Origin of the sequence: Nocardioides sp. NPDC051685 (genome assembly GCF_044453405.1) — a bacterium.
In the GTDB taxonomy this organism is placed as follows: domain Bacteria; phylum Actinomycetota; class Actinomycetes; order Propionibacteriales; family Nocardioidaceae; genus Nocardioides.
Map to the genome: position 1 here is coordinate 99,054 of NZ_JBITCR010000008.1, position 13,675 is coordinate 112,728.

The following is a 13,675-nucleotide window of genomic DNA, read 5'->3' on the forward strand; positions in this document are numbered from 1 at the left end:
GAAATGGCGAACATCAAGGCGATCTACGAGAAGCCGGCCAAGAGCCTCGACCATCTCGGTGACGAGCTCGGCTTCTACCTGCGCGCGATCGGATGGTTCCCGCGCACGCTGCGGCGCTACAAGAAGGAGATCCTCCGGATCCTCGCCGAGGTCACCCTCGGCTCCGGCGCGCTGGCCGTCATCGGTGGCACCGTCGGCGTGATCCTGGCGATGACGTTCTTCACCGGAGCCCAGGTCGGGCTCTCCGGCTACACCGCCCTGGACCAGCTCGGCACCTCGGCGTTCTCCGGCTTCGTGTCGGCCTACTTCAACACGCGTGAGATCGCCCCGCTGGTCGCGGGCATCGCGCTGGCGGCGACGGTCGGCTGTGGATTCACCGCCCAGCTCGGTGCGATGCGGATCTCCGAGGAGGTCGACGCGCTCGAGGTCATGGCGGTCCCGTCGCTTCCGTTCCTGGTGACCACCCGGATGATCGGTGGCCTGATCGCGATCGTGCCGCTCTACGTGGTCGGCCTGCTGTCCTCCTACGTCGCCACCCGGTTCACGGTGGTCCTCTTCTACGGCCAGAGCGCGGGCACGTACGACCACTACTTCAACACGTTCCTGCCGCCCGTCGACGTGCTGTGGTCCTTCGGCAAGGTGCTGATCTTCGCGGTCGTGGTGATCCTGATCCACTGCTACCACGGCTACCACGCCTCCGGCGGCCCTGCCGGTGTCGGTGTCGCGGTCGGCAAGGCGGTGCGTACGAGCATCGTCGCCGTCAACGTGGTCGACCTGATGCTCTCGATGGTGATCTGGGGCAGCACGACGACGGTGAGGTTGGCGGGATGACCCAGACACTCACCCGTGGCGGCATCGAGCACCACGTGCCTGCTCCTCACAAGAGGAGCGCCGTGGCGCTGGCCTGGGCCCGGCAGAAGGGCAAGATCCTCGGGATCGTCTTCATCGCCCTGGTCCTCACCGCGCTCGTCCTGACCTGGGCGCAGTTCACCAACAAGTTCGGAGACTTCGAGGAGATCACCCTCAAGGCCGACCGCATCGGCCTGCAGCTTCCCGAGCGTGCCGACGTCAAGGTCCGTGGCCTGATCGTCGGTGAGGTCCTCGACATGAAGCCGACCGAGGACGGCGCCGAGCTGACCCTGGGGCTTTTCCCCGACGAGATCAGCAAGGTCCACCCCGACGTGACCGGCGCGATCCTGCCCAAGACGCTCTTCGGGCAGAAGTACGTCTCGCTGATCCCGCCCGACACCGACTTCACCGAGTCGATCAAGCCGGGTGCGGTCATCGAGAAGACCAAGATCGCGACCGAGGTCCAGGCGGTGCTGCGTGACCTCTACCCGCTGCTGCGGACGATCCAGCCGGCCGATCTCAACAACACGCTCAACGCGATGGCCACGGCGCTCGAGGGTCGGGGCGACAAGCTCGGGGAGTCGCTCGACACCCTCGACTCCTACCTGAAGCGCCTGAACCCCCAGATTCCGGCGCTGATCGAGGACCTCGAGCTCGCCACCAAGGTCTCCGGGACCTATCAGGCGGTGCTTCCGGAGATCGGTCAGATCCTCCGCAACACCATCGTCACCGCGACCACGCTCGAGGACCGCGAGGTGCAGCTCAACAAGATGCTGACCGACGTCACCGCCTTCTCCAACACGGCCGACGGGTTCCTCGACGACAACGGGGACACACTGATCCAGCTCGGCGAGGTCGGCCGGCCGGTCACCCAGACCCTGGCGCGCTACGCGCCGATGTTCCCGTGCCTGATCGGCGGCATCGACACCCTGACCGATGAGTACACCGAGGTGTTCCGCAACTACACCGTCCACATCACGCTCGAGACGCTGCCGCACCAGCCACGTCCGTGGTCGACCAAGGACAAGCCGCGCTACGGCGCGGACACCGGACCCAGGTGCGGAAAGCTCCCGAACGCCCCCTGGACCCAGAAGAACCCCTTCACCCAGGTTCCCAACGTCGACGACGGAGTCGACGAGCCCACCGGAAAGGGCACCATGCGTGCGGCCACCGGGACCAGCGAGTTCTCGCCCCTGTCCTATGTCGGTACGTCGGCCGAGGCCGATGTCATCAACGAGCTGTTCGCTCCGGGTCTGGGCATGAGTGCTGACGAGGTCCCCGACCTCGGCGCGCTGATGCTCGGTCCGGCCGCGCGTGGAGCGGAGGTGAGCTACCGGTGAGCGCAGTCAAGCTCTTCGACGCCAAGACCTTCCAGGACTTCTGGAAGCTGATCATCTTCGTGATCGTCACGACGCTGGCCACCGGCCTGCTCGCGATCACGATCGGCAACGTCACGTTCGGTCGGACCGATGAGTACAAGGCGGTCTTCACCGACGTCACCGGTGTGAACAAGGGCGACGACGTACGCATCTCCGGGGTCAAGGTCGGCTCGGTCAAGGGCATCGAGATCTCCGACGACGCCCGCAGCGCCGTGGTCACCTTCACGGTCGACAGCGCGCAGCAGATCGCGACCACGACCGAGGCGACGATCAAATACCGCAACCTGATCGGCCAGCGCTACCTCGCGCTGACCAACCAGCTGGTGGGCGACGCCTCCGCGATGCAGGAGGGCCAGACGATCCCGGTCGGCCAGACCCACCCGGCGCTCGACCTGACGGTGCTCTTCAACGGGTTCAAGCCGCTCTTCCAGGCGCTGTCGCCCAACGACGTCAACACGCTGTCGTACGAGATCGTCCAGGTCTTCCAGGGCGAGGGCGGCACGCTGGAGAGCCTGCTCTCCCACACGGCGTCGCTCACCTCGACCCTGGCCGAGAAGGACCAGATCATCAACGCCCTGATCGACAACCTCACCGAGGTGCTCGAGCATGTCGGGGATCGCGAGAAGGAGCTCTCCAGCCTGATCGTGACCTTCCGCGACTTCATCGGCGGTCTCAACAAGGACCGTGACGCGATCCTGGGTTCCCTCGACCAGATCTCGGCGCTCTCCGTCGAGACCGCAGACCTGGTGCACGAGGCCAAGGACCCGCTCCTGGAGGACCTGCGCCAGACCCGGCGGTTCTCCGACGAGATCGCCAAGGACAAGCGCGAGCTGGACGACGCCCTCGAGCTCCAGCCGATCAAGCTGGACAAGATCGGTGCGACGGCCACCTATGGCGGTTGGTTCAACTTCTACCTGTGTGGCCTGCGGGGCACGATCCGGGACACGGACGGCAAGGACCTCGACATTCCGATCTACCAGCCCGGTCAAGCGAGGTGCAACCTCGGATGATTCCCTTCCGCGAACGTAACCCAGTCAAGATCGGCGCCGTCTCGATCGCCGTTCTCCTGCTGTTGTTGGTGATGGCTTTCAAGGCCGACAGCCTGCCGCTGATCGGTGGTGGCACCACCTACTACGCCAACTTCTCCGAGGCCGGTGGCCTGAAGACCGGCGACGAGGTCCGGGTGGCCGGTGTCCGTGTCGGCAAGGTCAACTCGATCGAGCTCGACGGCGACCAGGTCAAGGTCGGCTTCAAGATCCGCGAGAAGGTCAACTTCGGTGAGAACTCTGGAGCGGGCGTACGCGTGAAGACGCTGCTCGGCGACATGTTCCTCGAGCTGCAGCCGGCCGGCGAGGGCCAGATGAAGGCGGGCGCCACCATCCCGGTGGACCGCACGCAGTCTCCCTTCGACGTGGTCGAGGCCTTCGAGGGCCTGGCCGACACCTCCGCCAACATCGACAAGGACCAGCTCGCCGCGGCGCTCACCACGCTCGCCGACCTGACCCGGTCGACGCCGGAGGAGTTCCAGGCAGCCCTCACCGGCGTCTCGGACCTCTCCCGCAACCTGGCCGCCAAGGACGAGCGCATCGAGTCCCTGCTCACCCAGCTCGACCGGGTGACGAAGGTGCTCGACGAGCGCGACGAGGATCTGCTCACGCTGATGAACAACGCCAACCAGCTCTTCGCGGCGCTGGTCGAGCGTCGGGAGGCGGTCCACAACCTGCTCCTGTCCACCCAGCAGCTCTCCAAGGAGCTCTCCCGGCTGGTCGATGACAGCCGGGCAGATCTCAAGCCGGCGCTCGAGAGCCTGGACGTGATCCTCGACGTGTTCACGAAGAACGAGGAGAACCTCGAGAAGTCGTTGCGCCTGATGGCCCCGTTCTACCGGGTCTTCAACAACACCCTGGGCAACGGCCCGTGGTGGGACACCTACGTCCAGAACATGCCTCCCGTCCCGGCTGTCACTGGGGGGACCCCATGAACAAGTTCATCGTCCCGATCATCATCGGCGCCCTCGTCCTCGGCGTCGGCGCCTGGGCGCTGGTCCGCGACACCGGCGAGAAGACGCTGGTGGCGCACTTCCCGCGCACGGTCTCCCTCTACGAGGGCAGCGACCTGCGCGTGCTCGGCGTGCCGGTCGGCAAGGTGACGGACGTCGACCCGAACGGCACCGATGTCAAGGTCACCATGGAATACCGGGAGGACGTGGACCTGCCGGCAGACGGGAAGGCCGTGATCATCTCCCCGTCCATCGTCGGTGACCGCTACGTCCAGGTCACGCCTGCCTACGACGGCGGCAAGAAGATGGCCGACGGTGCGGTGCTGAGCACCGACAAGACCTCTGTTCCGGTCGAGCTCGACCAGATCTACTCCAGCGTCGACGACCTCGTGGTCGCGATCGGACCCGACGGCGCCAACAAGAACGGCGCCCTCACCGACCTGCTGCAGCAGACCGCGAAGAACCTCGGCGGCCAGGGCGAGAAGATCAACTCGACCATCGGCGACCTCGGCAAGCTGACCAAGGCGCTCGACAACCGTGACGAGCAGTTCTTCAACTCGGCCGAGCAGCTCGAGGGCTTCATCGGCACGCTCGCGAAGAACGACCAGACCGTACGCGACTTCGCCCAGGCTCTCTCGGAGGTGTCCTCCATGCTGGAGGGCGAGCGCGACGAGCTCGCCGCGTCGTTGCGGAACCTGTCGGTGGCGCTGACCAAGGTGACCCAGTTCGTCAGGGACAACAAGTCGATCCTGCGCGAGGACATCCAGGGTCTCAACCGGGTCGGCAAGGTCCTCGTGAAGCAGCGCAAGGCGCTCGACGAGAGCCTGCGGACCGCGCCGCTGGCCCTCACCAACCTGGGGCATGCGTACAACCCGGAGACGGGGACGCTCGACACCCAGGCCAACCTGTCGATGGTCATCGACGAGATCACCCAGAACCCCGCCGCGTTCCTGTGCAGCCTCGTGGACCAGGCGACCAACGGCAGCAGCGCCGAGATCTGCACCCAGATCCGGCAGATGCCGGGCCTCAACCGCTCCGCGGCGATCGGCCCCGGCACGGGCTCGTCCTACGGGGTTCCCTATGACATGTCGCTCGGCGGCCTGGTGGAGGTGAAGGAATGATGCCGAAGCTGAGCCCGAGGCAGACGACGATGCCCATGATGAAGCGCGCCGCTCAGGCGTTCGTCGGCGTGGTCGTCGGCGCCCTGATGCTGACCGGCTGTGGGACCTTCTCCGTCTACGACCTGCCGCTCCCGGGTGGCGTGGACGCCGGGGACGACGCGATGTCGGTCACGGTGCAGTTCCAGGACACCCTCGATCTGGTGCCGCAGTCGACCGTCAAGCTCGAGGACATCGACGTCGGCAAGATCGACAAGATCTGGCTCGACGACGGCGTCGCCACCGTCGAGGTGCTGCTGAAGAAGGACGTGAATCTGCCCGCCAACGTACGGGCCTCGATCCAGCAGACGTCGCTGCTCGGCGAGAAGTTCATCTCCCTGGAGCGGCCCGCGGAGCCCGAGTCCACGAAGCTCACTGACGGCTCGACCATCCCCCTGTCCCAGACCGGCCGCAACCCGGAGATCGAAGAGGTCTTCGGTGCCCTGAGCCTGCTGCTCAACGGCGGTGGCGTCGCCCAGCTGAAGACGATCTCGACCGAGCTCAACAAGGCGCTCGCCGGTCGCGAGGACTCCGCCCGTTCGGTTCTCCACCAGGTGGAGAAGCTGGCGCGCGACCTCGACAACAACAAGGCGAAGATCGTCGCGGCGATCGAGGCGCTCGACGCGCTGGCCAAGGCCACCAACGCGCAGATGGGCTCGATCGACGCCGCGCTCGACGAGCTGCCCTCGGCGCTCTCGAGCATCGACAAGCAGCGCGCCGACCTGGTCAAGATGCTCAAGGCTCTGGAACGGCTCGGGGACACCGGCGTACGCGTCATCCGGGCGTCCAAGGAGAACACCATCGGCATCGTGAAGGACCTCCAGCCGGTCCTGACGAACCTGGCCGACTCGGGCGACAAGTTCGTCCGGGCGATGAACACGATCCTGACCTACCCGTTCGTGGACCAGGCCGTCGGTGGCTCCCCCCAGGCTGCTCGCAACCTGCACCAGGGCGACTTCGTCAACCTCGACGTCACCGTCGACCTCAACCTCGACACCCTGCTCCAAAACGCCCCTCGGGTCGGCAGCACCGCCTGCTGGGGTCTCGAGGAGATCAACCGGAAGCTGAAGACGTACCCCGACGAGGAGACCGCCCTCGACTGGCTCAACAACCTCACCAACGTCTGCAAGGACGGTGGCCTGGCCAGTGCCATCGACACGTGCCAGGAAGCGCTGACCGGGCAGTCCACGGCGCCGCAGGAGTGCGTCACGGGTGTGCTGGGGTCCATCGGGAAGACCCTCGACGGCCTGCTCGGGCTCGGGACGTCCTCGTCCGGCGGCGGGACCGCCACCGACGACGGCTCCGGGTGCGTCCTGCTGCTGTTCTGTCGCGCCGGCGCGACCCCGGGGACGTACGCGGTGACGTACGACGAGCTGAGCAAGGAGCTCGACCCGGGTCTGACCTCGCTGATGATCCCGGCGCTGAGCACCTCGGGCAACACTCACCAGGAGGGCGTCTCATGATCACCCGCCGTACGAAGATCCAGCTGATGGTCTTCTTGCTGATCACCCTGCTCGGGGTCAGCTTCGTCGGTGCGCGCTACGCCCGTCTGGGGTCCCTGTTCGTCAAGGACCACTACGTCGTGATGGCTCACTTCGAGCAGTCCGGCGGCATCTACGAGGACGCGGAGATCGACTACCGAGGCGTCAAGATCGGCCAGGTCGGCGACCTGATCCTCAACCGCAGCGGTGTCGACGTCACGCTGAAGATCGACAACGCGTGGAAGAACAAGATCCCGGCCGACAGCCTCGCCGTGGTCGGCAACCGCTCGGCGGTCGGTGAGCAGTACGTCGAGCTGCAGCCGCAGTCGCAGGGTGGGCCCTACCTCGAGGAAGGTTCCGAGATCGCCCGCGCGGCCACCACGACCCCGCTGCCGACCGAGAAGCTGCTCGAGGACATCACCACGACTGTCAACTCGGTCGACAAGCAAGCGTTGACCACCACCGTCGACGAGCTGGGCAAGGGGTTCGCCGGCACCGGCCGGGACCTGCAGACCATCATCGACACCGGCACGGCGTTCGTGGAGACCGCCGACCAGAACTTCGGCCTCACCACCCAGCTGATCCGGGACAGCAACACCGTCCTCCAAGGACAGCTGGACAGCAGCTCGGCGATCAAGTCGTTCGCGACCGACCTGGAGCTGTTCACCGGCACGCTGGCCGGCTCCAACAAGGACCTGATCAGGCTGATCGAGAGCGGATCGGCCAGTTCCACCGAGCTGCGCCAGTTCCTGGAGCAGAACCAGGTAGATCTCGGCGAGCTCCTCAACGAGGTGTTGGTGACCGGGAAGGTCGTCCGGAAGAACCTTCCGGGCGTCAAGCAAGTACTCTCGGTCTTTCCGCTCGTGGTCGAGGGCGGCTTCGGGGTTGTCGACGTTGGCCACCCAGGCCTGGCGCAGGCCCACTTCGGGATGGTCATCACCACCCAGCCGCCGTGCAAGCAGGGCTACGAGAGCACGAAGAAGCGCAGCCCGCTCGACCTGCGTGACCGTCCGTTCAACACTGAGGTCACCTGCACCGAGCCCCCGTCCAAGTCCAACGCCCGCGGCTCCAGCCAGATCCCGCGCGCCGCGGTCGGCGACCCCGGCTCGGTGGCCACCTTCGACCCTGACACGGGCAAGCTGACCTGGGCCGACCCGGAGAATGCCTCGGTGTCGACCGCGGCACCGGCCTCCTACGGCGACGACGCCTGGAAGTGGCTCTACCTCCAGCCGATGGAGACCGAGTAGCCGGACGCCCCAGACCACACGCAGCCGATCGGGGTCGGGGTCCCGGAGTGCTGCCGCATCGACCGACTCGCCTGCGGCGTACGGTGATGATGCTTGGAAATGGCTCCTTGAGCCACTGACCACAGAGAGTGATCCGTTTTGAGCACCACGACCGACCCCGGCCCCGATACGGAGACCGGCTCAGAGACCGACCAGACGACCGGGAAGCGAGGCTCTCTGCTCCGCTGGGGCGTCTTGGCCCTGCTGATCGCCGTCATCCTGGCTGCCGCCGGCTACGTCGGCTGGCAGCTGACCCGCGGCGCCGCCGACTCGGTGGTGAGCCAGCGCGAGCAGGTCATGGCAGCGGCCGACAAGTTCGTCGGCCGGGTCAACACCTACGGTCCCGAGGACGTCGGCAGTGACAAGAAGACCATGCCGAAGTATCGCGAGCGAGTGGGCGAGCTGCTGACCCCGAAGTTCGAGAAGAGCTTCCTGGGCAACGTCGCCTTCGCCGAGGCAACCGTCGTCCAGCAGGGCGTCGGTCGCACGACGAGCGTGCACAGCACGGCGGTCGCCGGTCTCGACGAGGACAGCGCGACTGTGCTGGTCGTCGCCGAGCTCGCGATCAGCTACCCGAAGTCGGAAGGGTCCGAGGAGCGCGTCGAGGCGGCGCGCCAGCTCGCGCGGACGGAGGTGGAGCTCGTGAAGCAGAACGGGAAGTGGCTGGTCGACGACTGGTACCCCGCCGAGGAGGCTCCTACTTCGGAAAGCGGCGAAGGGGTGACACCATGAGTTCCACGATGACTAGTCCGACCTGGTACGACCTGCTCGACGTCGAGCCCGATGCCGCGACCGACGACATCCGCGCGGCGTGGAAGGCGGCTATCGCCGACCTGGACCCGACCGACCGTCGCTTCCGCACCCTCAACGAGGCTGCCGCCGTCCTCCTGGACGAGGAGAAGCGGGCTGCGTACGACGCAGAGCTGGCCGCTCTCGAGGAGGCCGCGGTCGAGGAGACCGCCGAGGACGAGCTCGAAGACGAGGTATCCGACGAGGCCGAGCCCGCCGACGAAGGCTCCGATGCCGAGGTGAAGGAGTCCGCAGGACGTACGCTGCCCCCGCTCCCGACGTGGGGGCTGGTCGCTGCCGGCGCCCTCGCCCTGGCCGCGGTCGTCGCTGCCGGTGTGGTCTTCTTCGGCCAGGAGAAGGTCTCCACCGTCTCCAACAACAACGTCACGACCAGCACGGTCGAGGGTGCGATGGGCAAGCAGATCACCCGCAACCACAAGCTCCTCGTCGAGGAGCAGGGCGCCGACGCTCTCGAGGCGGCCAAGAAGGCCGCGGTCCCGCTGCTCTCCTACGACTACAGCAAGATGGACGAGTCGAAGAGCAAGGCTCACGCCGTGATGACGAAGGACTACCGCGAGGACTACGACCGCCTCTTCGCGGTGCTCGTCGACAACGTCCCCGAGACGAAGACCGTGGTGAAGACCCTGGCTCCGGTCGACGCCGGCGTCATCCGGGTCTCCGAGGACACCGTGCAGATCCTGGTGCTGGTCGACCGCCAGGTCACCAACGCTCAGCGGAGCACCCCGATCGGCTACCAGGAGTACGCGATGCTCACGATGGCCAAGGTCGGCGACGAGTGGCTGGTCGACAAGGTCGAGACGCAGCCCAGCAAGGGCTAGGGGCCGGTCGGGCCCGGCCGCCCAGGCCTTTGCGCTACCTGTCAAGTGATTGGAATAACATTTCCGTGGGGCGGACCGATTGGCGCGGATGCTTGACCCAGGGTGCCGATGGGGCGCATGATCATCCGCGATGCTCGACGAAGGCACTGCAGGACCACGCCGATCTTCGAGCGCCGCAGGTGTGAAGGAAGGTACTCCGGACTTTTAATCGGGCCCGGTGTTGTGAAGTGCGCTTTTGTGCCGTACTATGGCGCTTTGCGCATGCCTTCATATGCCCCTCAGCCTGCCCGGTGGCTGTTCGGTGGTCGGCAGCGCGAATCCACCTGCGAACCTTGTCGAAGGATTCCTCTTGGCCGCGCGCACCTCGTCGGGTGACTCCACCCCTCGCCGCATCTCTTTCGCAAAGATCTCAGAGCCTCTCGAGCTTCCTCAGCTCCTCGCCCTCCAGACCGACAGCTTCGACTGGCTGATCGGCAACGAGCGCTGGCAGGAGCAGGTTGCCGCCCGCGAAGCAGCGGGTGAGGACGTGTCCCACAAGTCCGGTCTGCAGGAGATCTTCGAGGAGATCTCCCCGATCGAGGACTTCTCGGAGACCATGTCCCTCTCCTTCGAGAGCCCTGTCTTCTACGACCCCAAGTACACCGTCGAGGAGTGCAAGGAGAAGGACTTCACCTACTCCGCGCCTCTCTATGTCTCGGCGGAGTTCACCAACAACGACACTGGTGAGATCAAGGGCCAGACGGTCTTCATGGGTGACTTCCCGCTCATGACCGACCAGGGCACCTTCGTGATCAACGGCACCGAGCGCGTCGTCGTCTCGCAGCTCGTCCGGTCCCCGGGCGTCTACTTCGAGCGCACCGCCGACAAGACGTCCGACAAGGACATCTACACCGCCAAGCTGATCCCGAGCCGCGGTGCCTGGCTCGAGTTCGAGATCGACAAGCGCGACCTGGTCGGCGTCCGCCTCGACCGCAAGCGCAAGCAGAACGTCACGGTGCTGCTCAAGGCCCTCGGCTGGACCAACGAGCAGATCCGCGAGGAGTTCGGCGAGTACGAGTCGATGATGCTGACCCTGGAGAAGGACAGCACCACCGCGCAGGACGACGCGCTGCTCGACATCTACCGCAAGCTGCGCCCGGGCGAGCCGCCGACGCGTGAGGCCGCGCAGACGCTGCTGAACAACTACTACTTCAACCCGAAGCGTTACGACACCGCCAAGGTCGGTCGCTACAAGGTCAACAAGAAGCTCGGTCTGACCGAGGCCTTCGACCAGCAGACCCTGACCGTCGACGACATCGTCGCGACGATCAAGTACGTCGTGGCGCTGCACGACGGGCGTACGCAGCTCGAGACGCCGCAGGGCACGATCGACATCGCCGCCGACGACATCGACCACTTCGGCAACCGCCGGATGCGTACGGTCGGCGAGCTGATCCAGAACCAGCTGCGTACGGGGCTTGCTCGTATGGAGCGCGTGGTGCGCGAGCGGATGACGACCCAGGACGTCGAGGCGATCACGCCGCAGTCCCTGATCAACATCCGTCCGGTGGTCGCTGCGCTGAAGGAGTTCTTCGGCACCTCGCAGCTCTCGCAGTTCATGGACCAGAACAACCCGCTCGCGGGCCTGACGCACAAGCGGCGTCTGTCGGCCCTCGGCCCGGGTGGTCTCTCCCGTGACCGCGCCGGCATGGAGGTCCGAGACGTCCACCCGTCGCACTACGGCCGGATGTGCCCGATCGAGACCCCTGAAGGTCCCAACATCGGTCTGATCGGTTCGCTGGCTTCCTTCGGTCGGATCAACCCGTTCGGTTTCGTCGAGACGCCCTACCGCAAGGTCGAGAACGGCGTCGTCACCGACAAGATCGACTACCTGACCGCCGACGACGAGGACAAGTACGTCATCGCGCAGGCCAACGCGGCCGTCGACGAGAACATGCGGTTCGCCACCGAGCGCGTCCTGGTCCGCCAGCGCGACGGTGAGGTCTCCGAGCTCCTGGCCGAGGAGGTCGACTACATCGACGTCTCGCCGCGCCAGATGGTGTCGGTCGCGACCGCGCTGATCCCGTTCCTCGAGCACGACGACGCCAACCGTGCGCTCATGGGCGCCAACATGCAGCGTCAGGCGGTGCCGCTGGTCCGCAGCGACTCGCCGCTGGTCGGCACGGGCATCGAGTACCGCGCGGCTGTCGACGCCGGTGACGTGCTCGTCGCGAAGAAGGCCGGTGTGGTCAAGGAGGTCTCCTCCGACCTGATCGAGACCCTCAACGACGACGGCACCTACACCTCCTACAAGCTCGCGAAGTTCGAGCGCTCCAACCAGGGCAACTGCGTCAACCAGCAGCCGCTGGTCGACGAGGGCGCTCGGGTCGAGGTCGGCTCCCCGCTGGCCGACGGCCCGGCGACCCAGGGTGCCGAGATGGCGCTGGGTGCCAACCTCCTGGTCGCCTTCCAGTCGTGGCAGGGTCACAACTACGAGGACGCGATCATCCTCTCCCAGCGTCTGGTGCAGCAGGACTACCTCACCTCGATCCACATCGAGGAGCACGAGGTCGACGCTCGCGACACCAAGCTGGGCCCGGAGGAGATCACCCGGGACATCCCGAACGTCTCCGAGGAGATGCTGGCCGACCTCGACGAGCGCGGCATCATCCGCATCGGCGCCGAGGTCACCACCGGTGACATCCTGGTCGGCAAGGTCACGCCGAAGGGCGAGACCGAGCTGACCCCGGAGGAGCGTCTGCTCCGCGCGATCTTCGGTGAGAAGGCGCGCGAGGTCCGCGACACCTCGATGAAGGTTCCGCACGGTGAGGAGGGCACCGTCATCGGTGTCCGCGTCTTCGACCGTGAGGAGGGCGACGAGCTGCCCCCGGGCGTGAACCAGCTGGTTCGGGTCTACGTGGCGCAGAAGCGCAAGATCTCCGTGGGTGACAAGCTCGCCGGCCGTCACGGCAACAAGGGCGTCATCGCGAAGATCCTGCCGGTCGAGGACATGCCGTTCATGGAGGACGGCACCCCGGTCGACGTTCTGCTCAACCCGCTCGGTGTTCCGCGTCGTATGAACATCGGACAGGTCCTGGAGCTCCACCTCGGCTGGCTCGCCAAGCAGGGTTGGGACCTCAACCTCTCCGACGACCCCGAGGACAGCGACTGGAAGCAGCGCCTGATCAAGATCCACGCCGACAAGGCCGAGCCGGGCACCAAGGTGGCCACCCCGGTCTTCGACGGTGCGCGTGAGGACGAGATCACCGGTCTGCTCAGCGCGACCCTCCCCAACCGGGACGGTCAGCGTGTGGTCGGCACCGACGGCAAGGCCCGTCTCTTCGACGGTCGCTCCGGCGAACCGTTCCCGGAGCCGGTGGCCGTGGGCTACATGTACATCCTCAAGCTGCACCACCTGGTCGACGACAAGATCCACGCGCGCTCGACCGGTCCGTACTCGATGATCACCCAGCAGCCGCTCGGCGGTAAGGCCCAGTTCGGTGGCCAGCGCTTCGGTGAGATGGAGGTCTGGGCGATGGAGGCGTACGGCGCCGCCTACGCCCTGCAGGAGCTCCTGACCATCAAGTCGGACGACGTGCCCGGCCGCGTGAAGGTGTACGAGGCGATCGTCAAGGGCGAGAACATCCCCGACTCGGGTATCCCGGAGTCGTTCAAGGTTCTCGTCAAGGAGATGCAGTCGCTGTGCCTGAACGTCGAGGTGCTGAGCCAGGACGGTTCGGCGATCGAGCTCCGTGACGCGGAGGAAGACGTCTTCCGCGCCGCCGAGGAGCTCGGTATCGACCTCTCCCGTCGCGAGCCCTCTTCCGTAGAGGAAGTCTGACGAGCGGGAGGTGCGCCTCCGGGCGCACCTCCCTCCCTCAGTCCCCTTTGAACTTTCCAAGAACTAACGAAGGAAC

Annotated in this window: 10 protein-coding genes; all 10 read left to right on the forward strand. The window is 66.2% G+C overall.

Annotated features, from left to right (window positions below; all coding sequences use genetic code 11):
- Nucleotides 1-3 precede the first annotated feature (3 nt).
- The 10 genes from ACIA03_RS21770 to rpoB all read left to right on the forward strand — a co-directional run bounded on the left by ACIA03_RS21770 (nt 4) and on the right by rpoB (nt 13,599).
- Nucleotides 4-831, forward strand: coding sequence for an MlaE family ABC transporter permease (locus ACIA03_RS21770; protein WP_396986360.1), 828 nt, complete (start codon nt 4-6; stop codon nt 829-831).
- Complete coding sequence (locus tag ACIA03_RS21775) at nt 828-2,189, forward strand: MCE family protein (RefSeq protein WP_396986361.1); 1,362 nt, start codon at nt 828-830, stop codon at nt 2,187-2,189. The genes ACIA03_RS21770 and ACIA03_RS21775 overlap by 4 nt, the downstream gene beginning before the upstream one ends.
- Complete coding sequence (locus ACIA03_RS21780) at nt 2,186-3,238, forward strand: MCE family protein (RefSeq protein WP_396986362.1); 1,053 nt, start codon at nt 2,186-2,188, stop codon at nt 3,236-3,238. The genes ACIA03_RS21775 and ACIA03_RS21780 overlap by 4 nt, the downstream gene beginning before the upstream one ends.
- Nucleotides 3,235-4,209, forward strand: a complete 975-nt coding sequence (locus ACIA03_RS21785) for an MCE family protein (protein ID WP_396986364.1) — start codon at nt 3,235-3,237, stop codon at nt 4,207-4,209. Before ACIA03_RS21780 ends, ACIA03_RS21785 begins: the two co-directional genes overlap by 4 nt.
- On the forward strand, nt 4,206-5,348 hold the full coding sequence (locus ACIA03_RS21790; RefSeq protein ID WP_396986366.1) for an MCE family protein: 1,143 nt from the start codon (nt 4,206-4,208) through the stop codon (nt 5,346-5,348). The genes ACIA03_RS21785 and ACIA03_RS21790 overlap by 4 nt, the downstream gene beginning before the upstream one ends.
- Entirely contained in the window at nt 5,348-6,847 is a 1,500-nt protein-coding gene (locus ACIA03_RS21795; RefSeq protein WP_396986368.1) for an MCE family protein, read from the forward strand. The genes ACIA03_RS21790 and ACIA03_RS21795 overlap by 1 nt, the downstream gene beginning before the upstream one ends.
- Nucleotides 6,844-8,112 (forward strand): MCE family protein, encoded by a 1,269-nt coding sequence (locus tag ACIA03_RS21800; RefSeq protein WP_396986371.1) that lies wholly within the window; start codon nt 6,844-6,846, stop codon nt 8,110-8,112. The genes ACIA03_RS21795 and ACIA03_RS21800 overlap by 4 nt, the downstream gene beginning before the upstream one ends.
- A 138-nt stretch (nt 8,113-8,250) precedes the next feature.
- A complete protein-coding gene (locus tag ACIA03_RS21805; protein WP_396986373.1) occupies nt 8,251-8,883 on the forward strand; it encodes a hypothetical protein in 633 nt (210 codons plus the stop codon).
- An 8-nt stretch (nt 8,884-8,891) separates the two neighbouring features.
- Complete coding sequence (locus ACIA03_RS21810; protein ID WP_396986375.1) at nt 8,892-9,779, forward strand: J domain-containing protein; 888 nt, start codon at nt 8,892-8,894, stop codon at nt 9,777-9,779.
- Between the two features lie 349 nt (nt 9,780-10,128).
- Nucleotides 10,129-13,599, forward strand: coding sequence for a DNA-directed RNA polymerase subunit beta (rpoB, locus tag ACIA03_RS21815; RefSeq protein WP_396986377.1), 3,471 nt, complete (start codon nt 10,129-10,131; stop codon nt 13,597-13,599).
- Nucleotides 13,600-13,675: the final 76 nt, after the last annotated feature.

Bases quoted from the DNA above. Each gene is read 5' to 3' on its own strand.
- ACIA03_RS21770 (WP_396986360.1), top strand. From the start codon at position 4: ATGGCGAACATCAAGGCGATCTACGAGAAGCCGGCCAAGAGCCTCGAC.
- ACIA03_RS21775 (WP_396986361.1), top strand. From the start codon at position 828: ATGACCCAGACACTCACCCGTGGCGGCATCGAGCACCACGTGCCTGCT.
- ACIA03_RS21785 (WP_396986364.1), top strand. From the start codon at position 3,235: ATGATTCCCTTCCGCGAACGTAACCCAGTCAAGATCGGCGCCGTCTCG.
- ACIA03_RS21790 (WP_396986366.1), top strand. From the start codon at position 4,206: ATGAACAAGTTCATCGTCCCGATCATCATCGGCGCCCTCGTCCTCGGC.
- ACIA03_RS21795 (WP_396986368.1), top strand. From the start codon at position 5,348: ATGCCGAAGCTGAGCCCGAGGCAGACGACGATGCCCATGATGAAGCGC.
- ACIA03_RS21800 (WP_396986371.1), top strand. From the start codon at position 6,844: ATGATCACCCGCCGTACGAAGATCCAGCTGATGGTCTTCTTGCTGATC.
- ACIA03_RS21810 (WP_396986375.1), top strand. From the start codon at position 8,892: ATGACTAGTCCGACCTGGTACGACCTGCTCGACGTCGAGCCCGATGCC.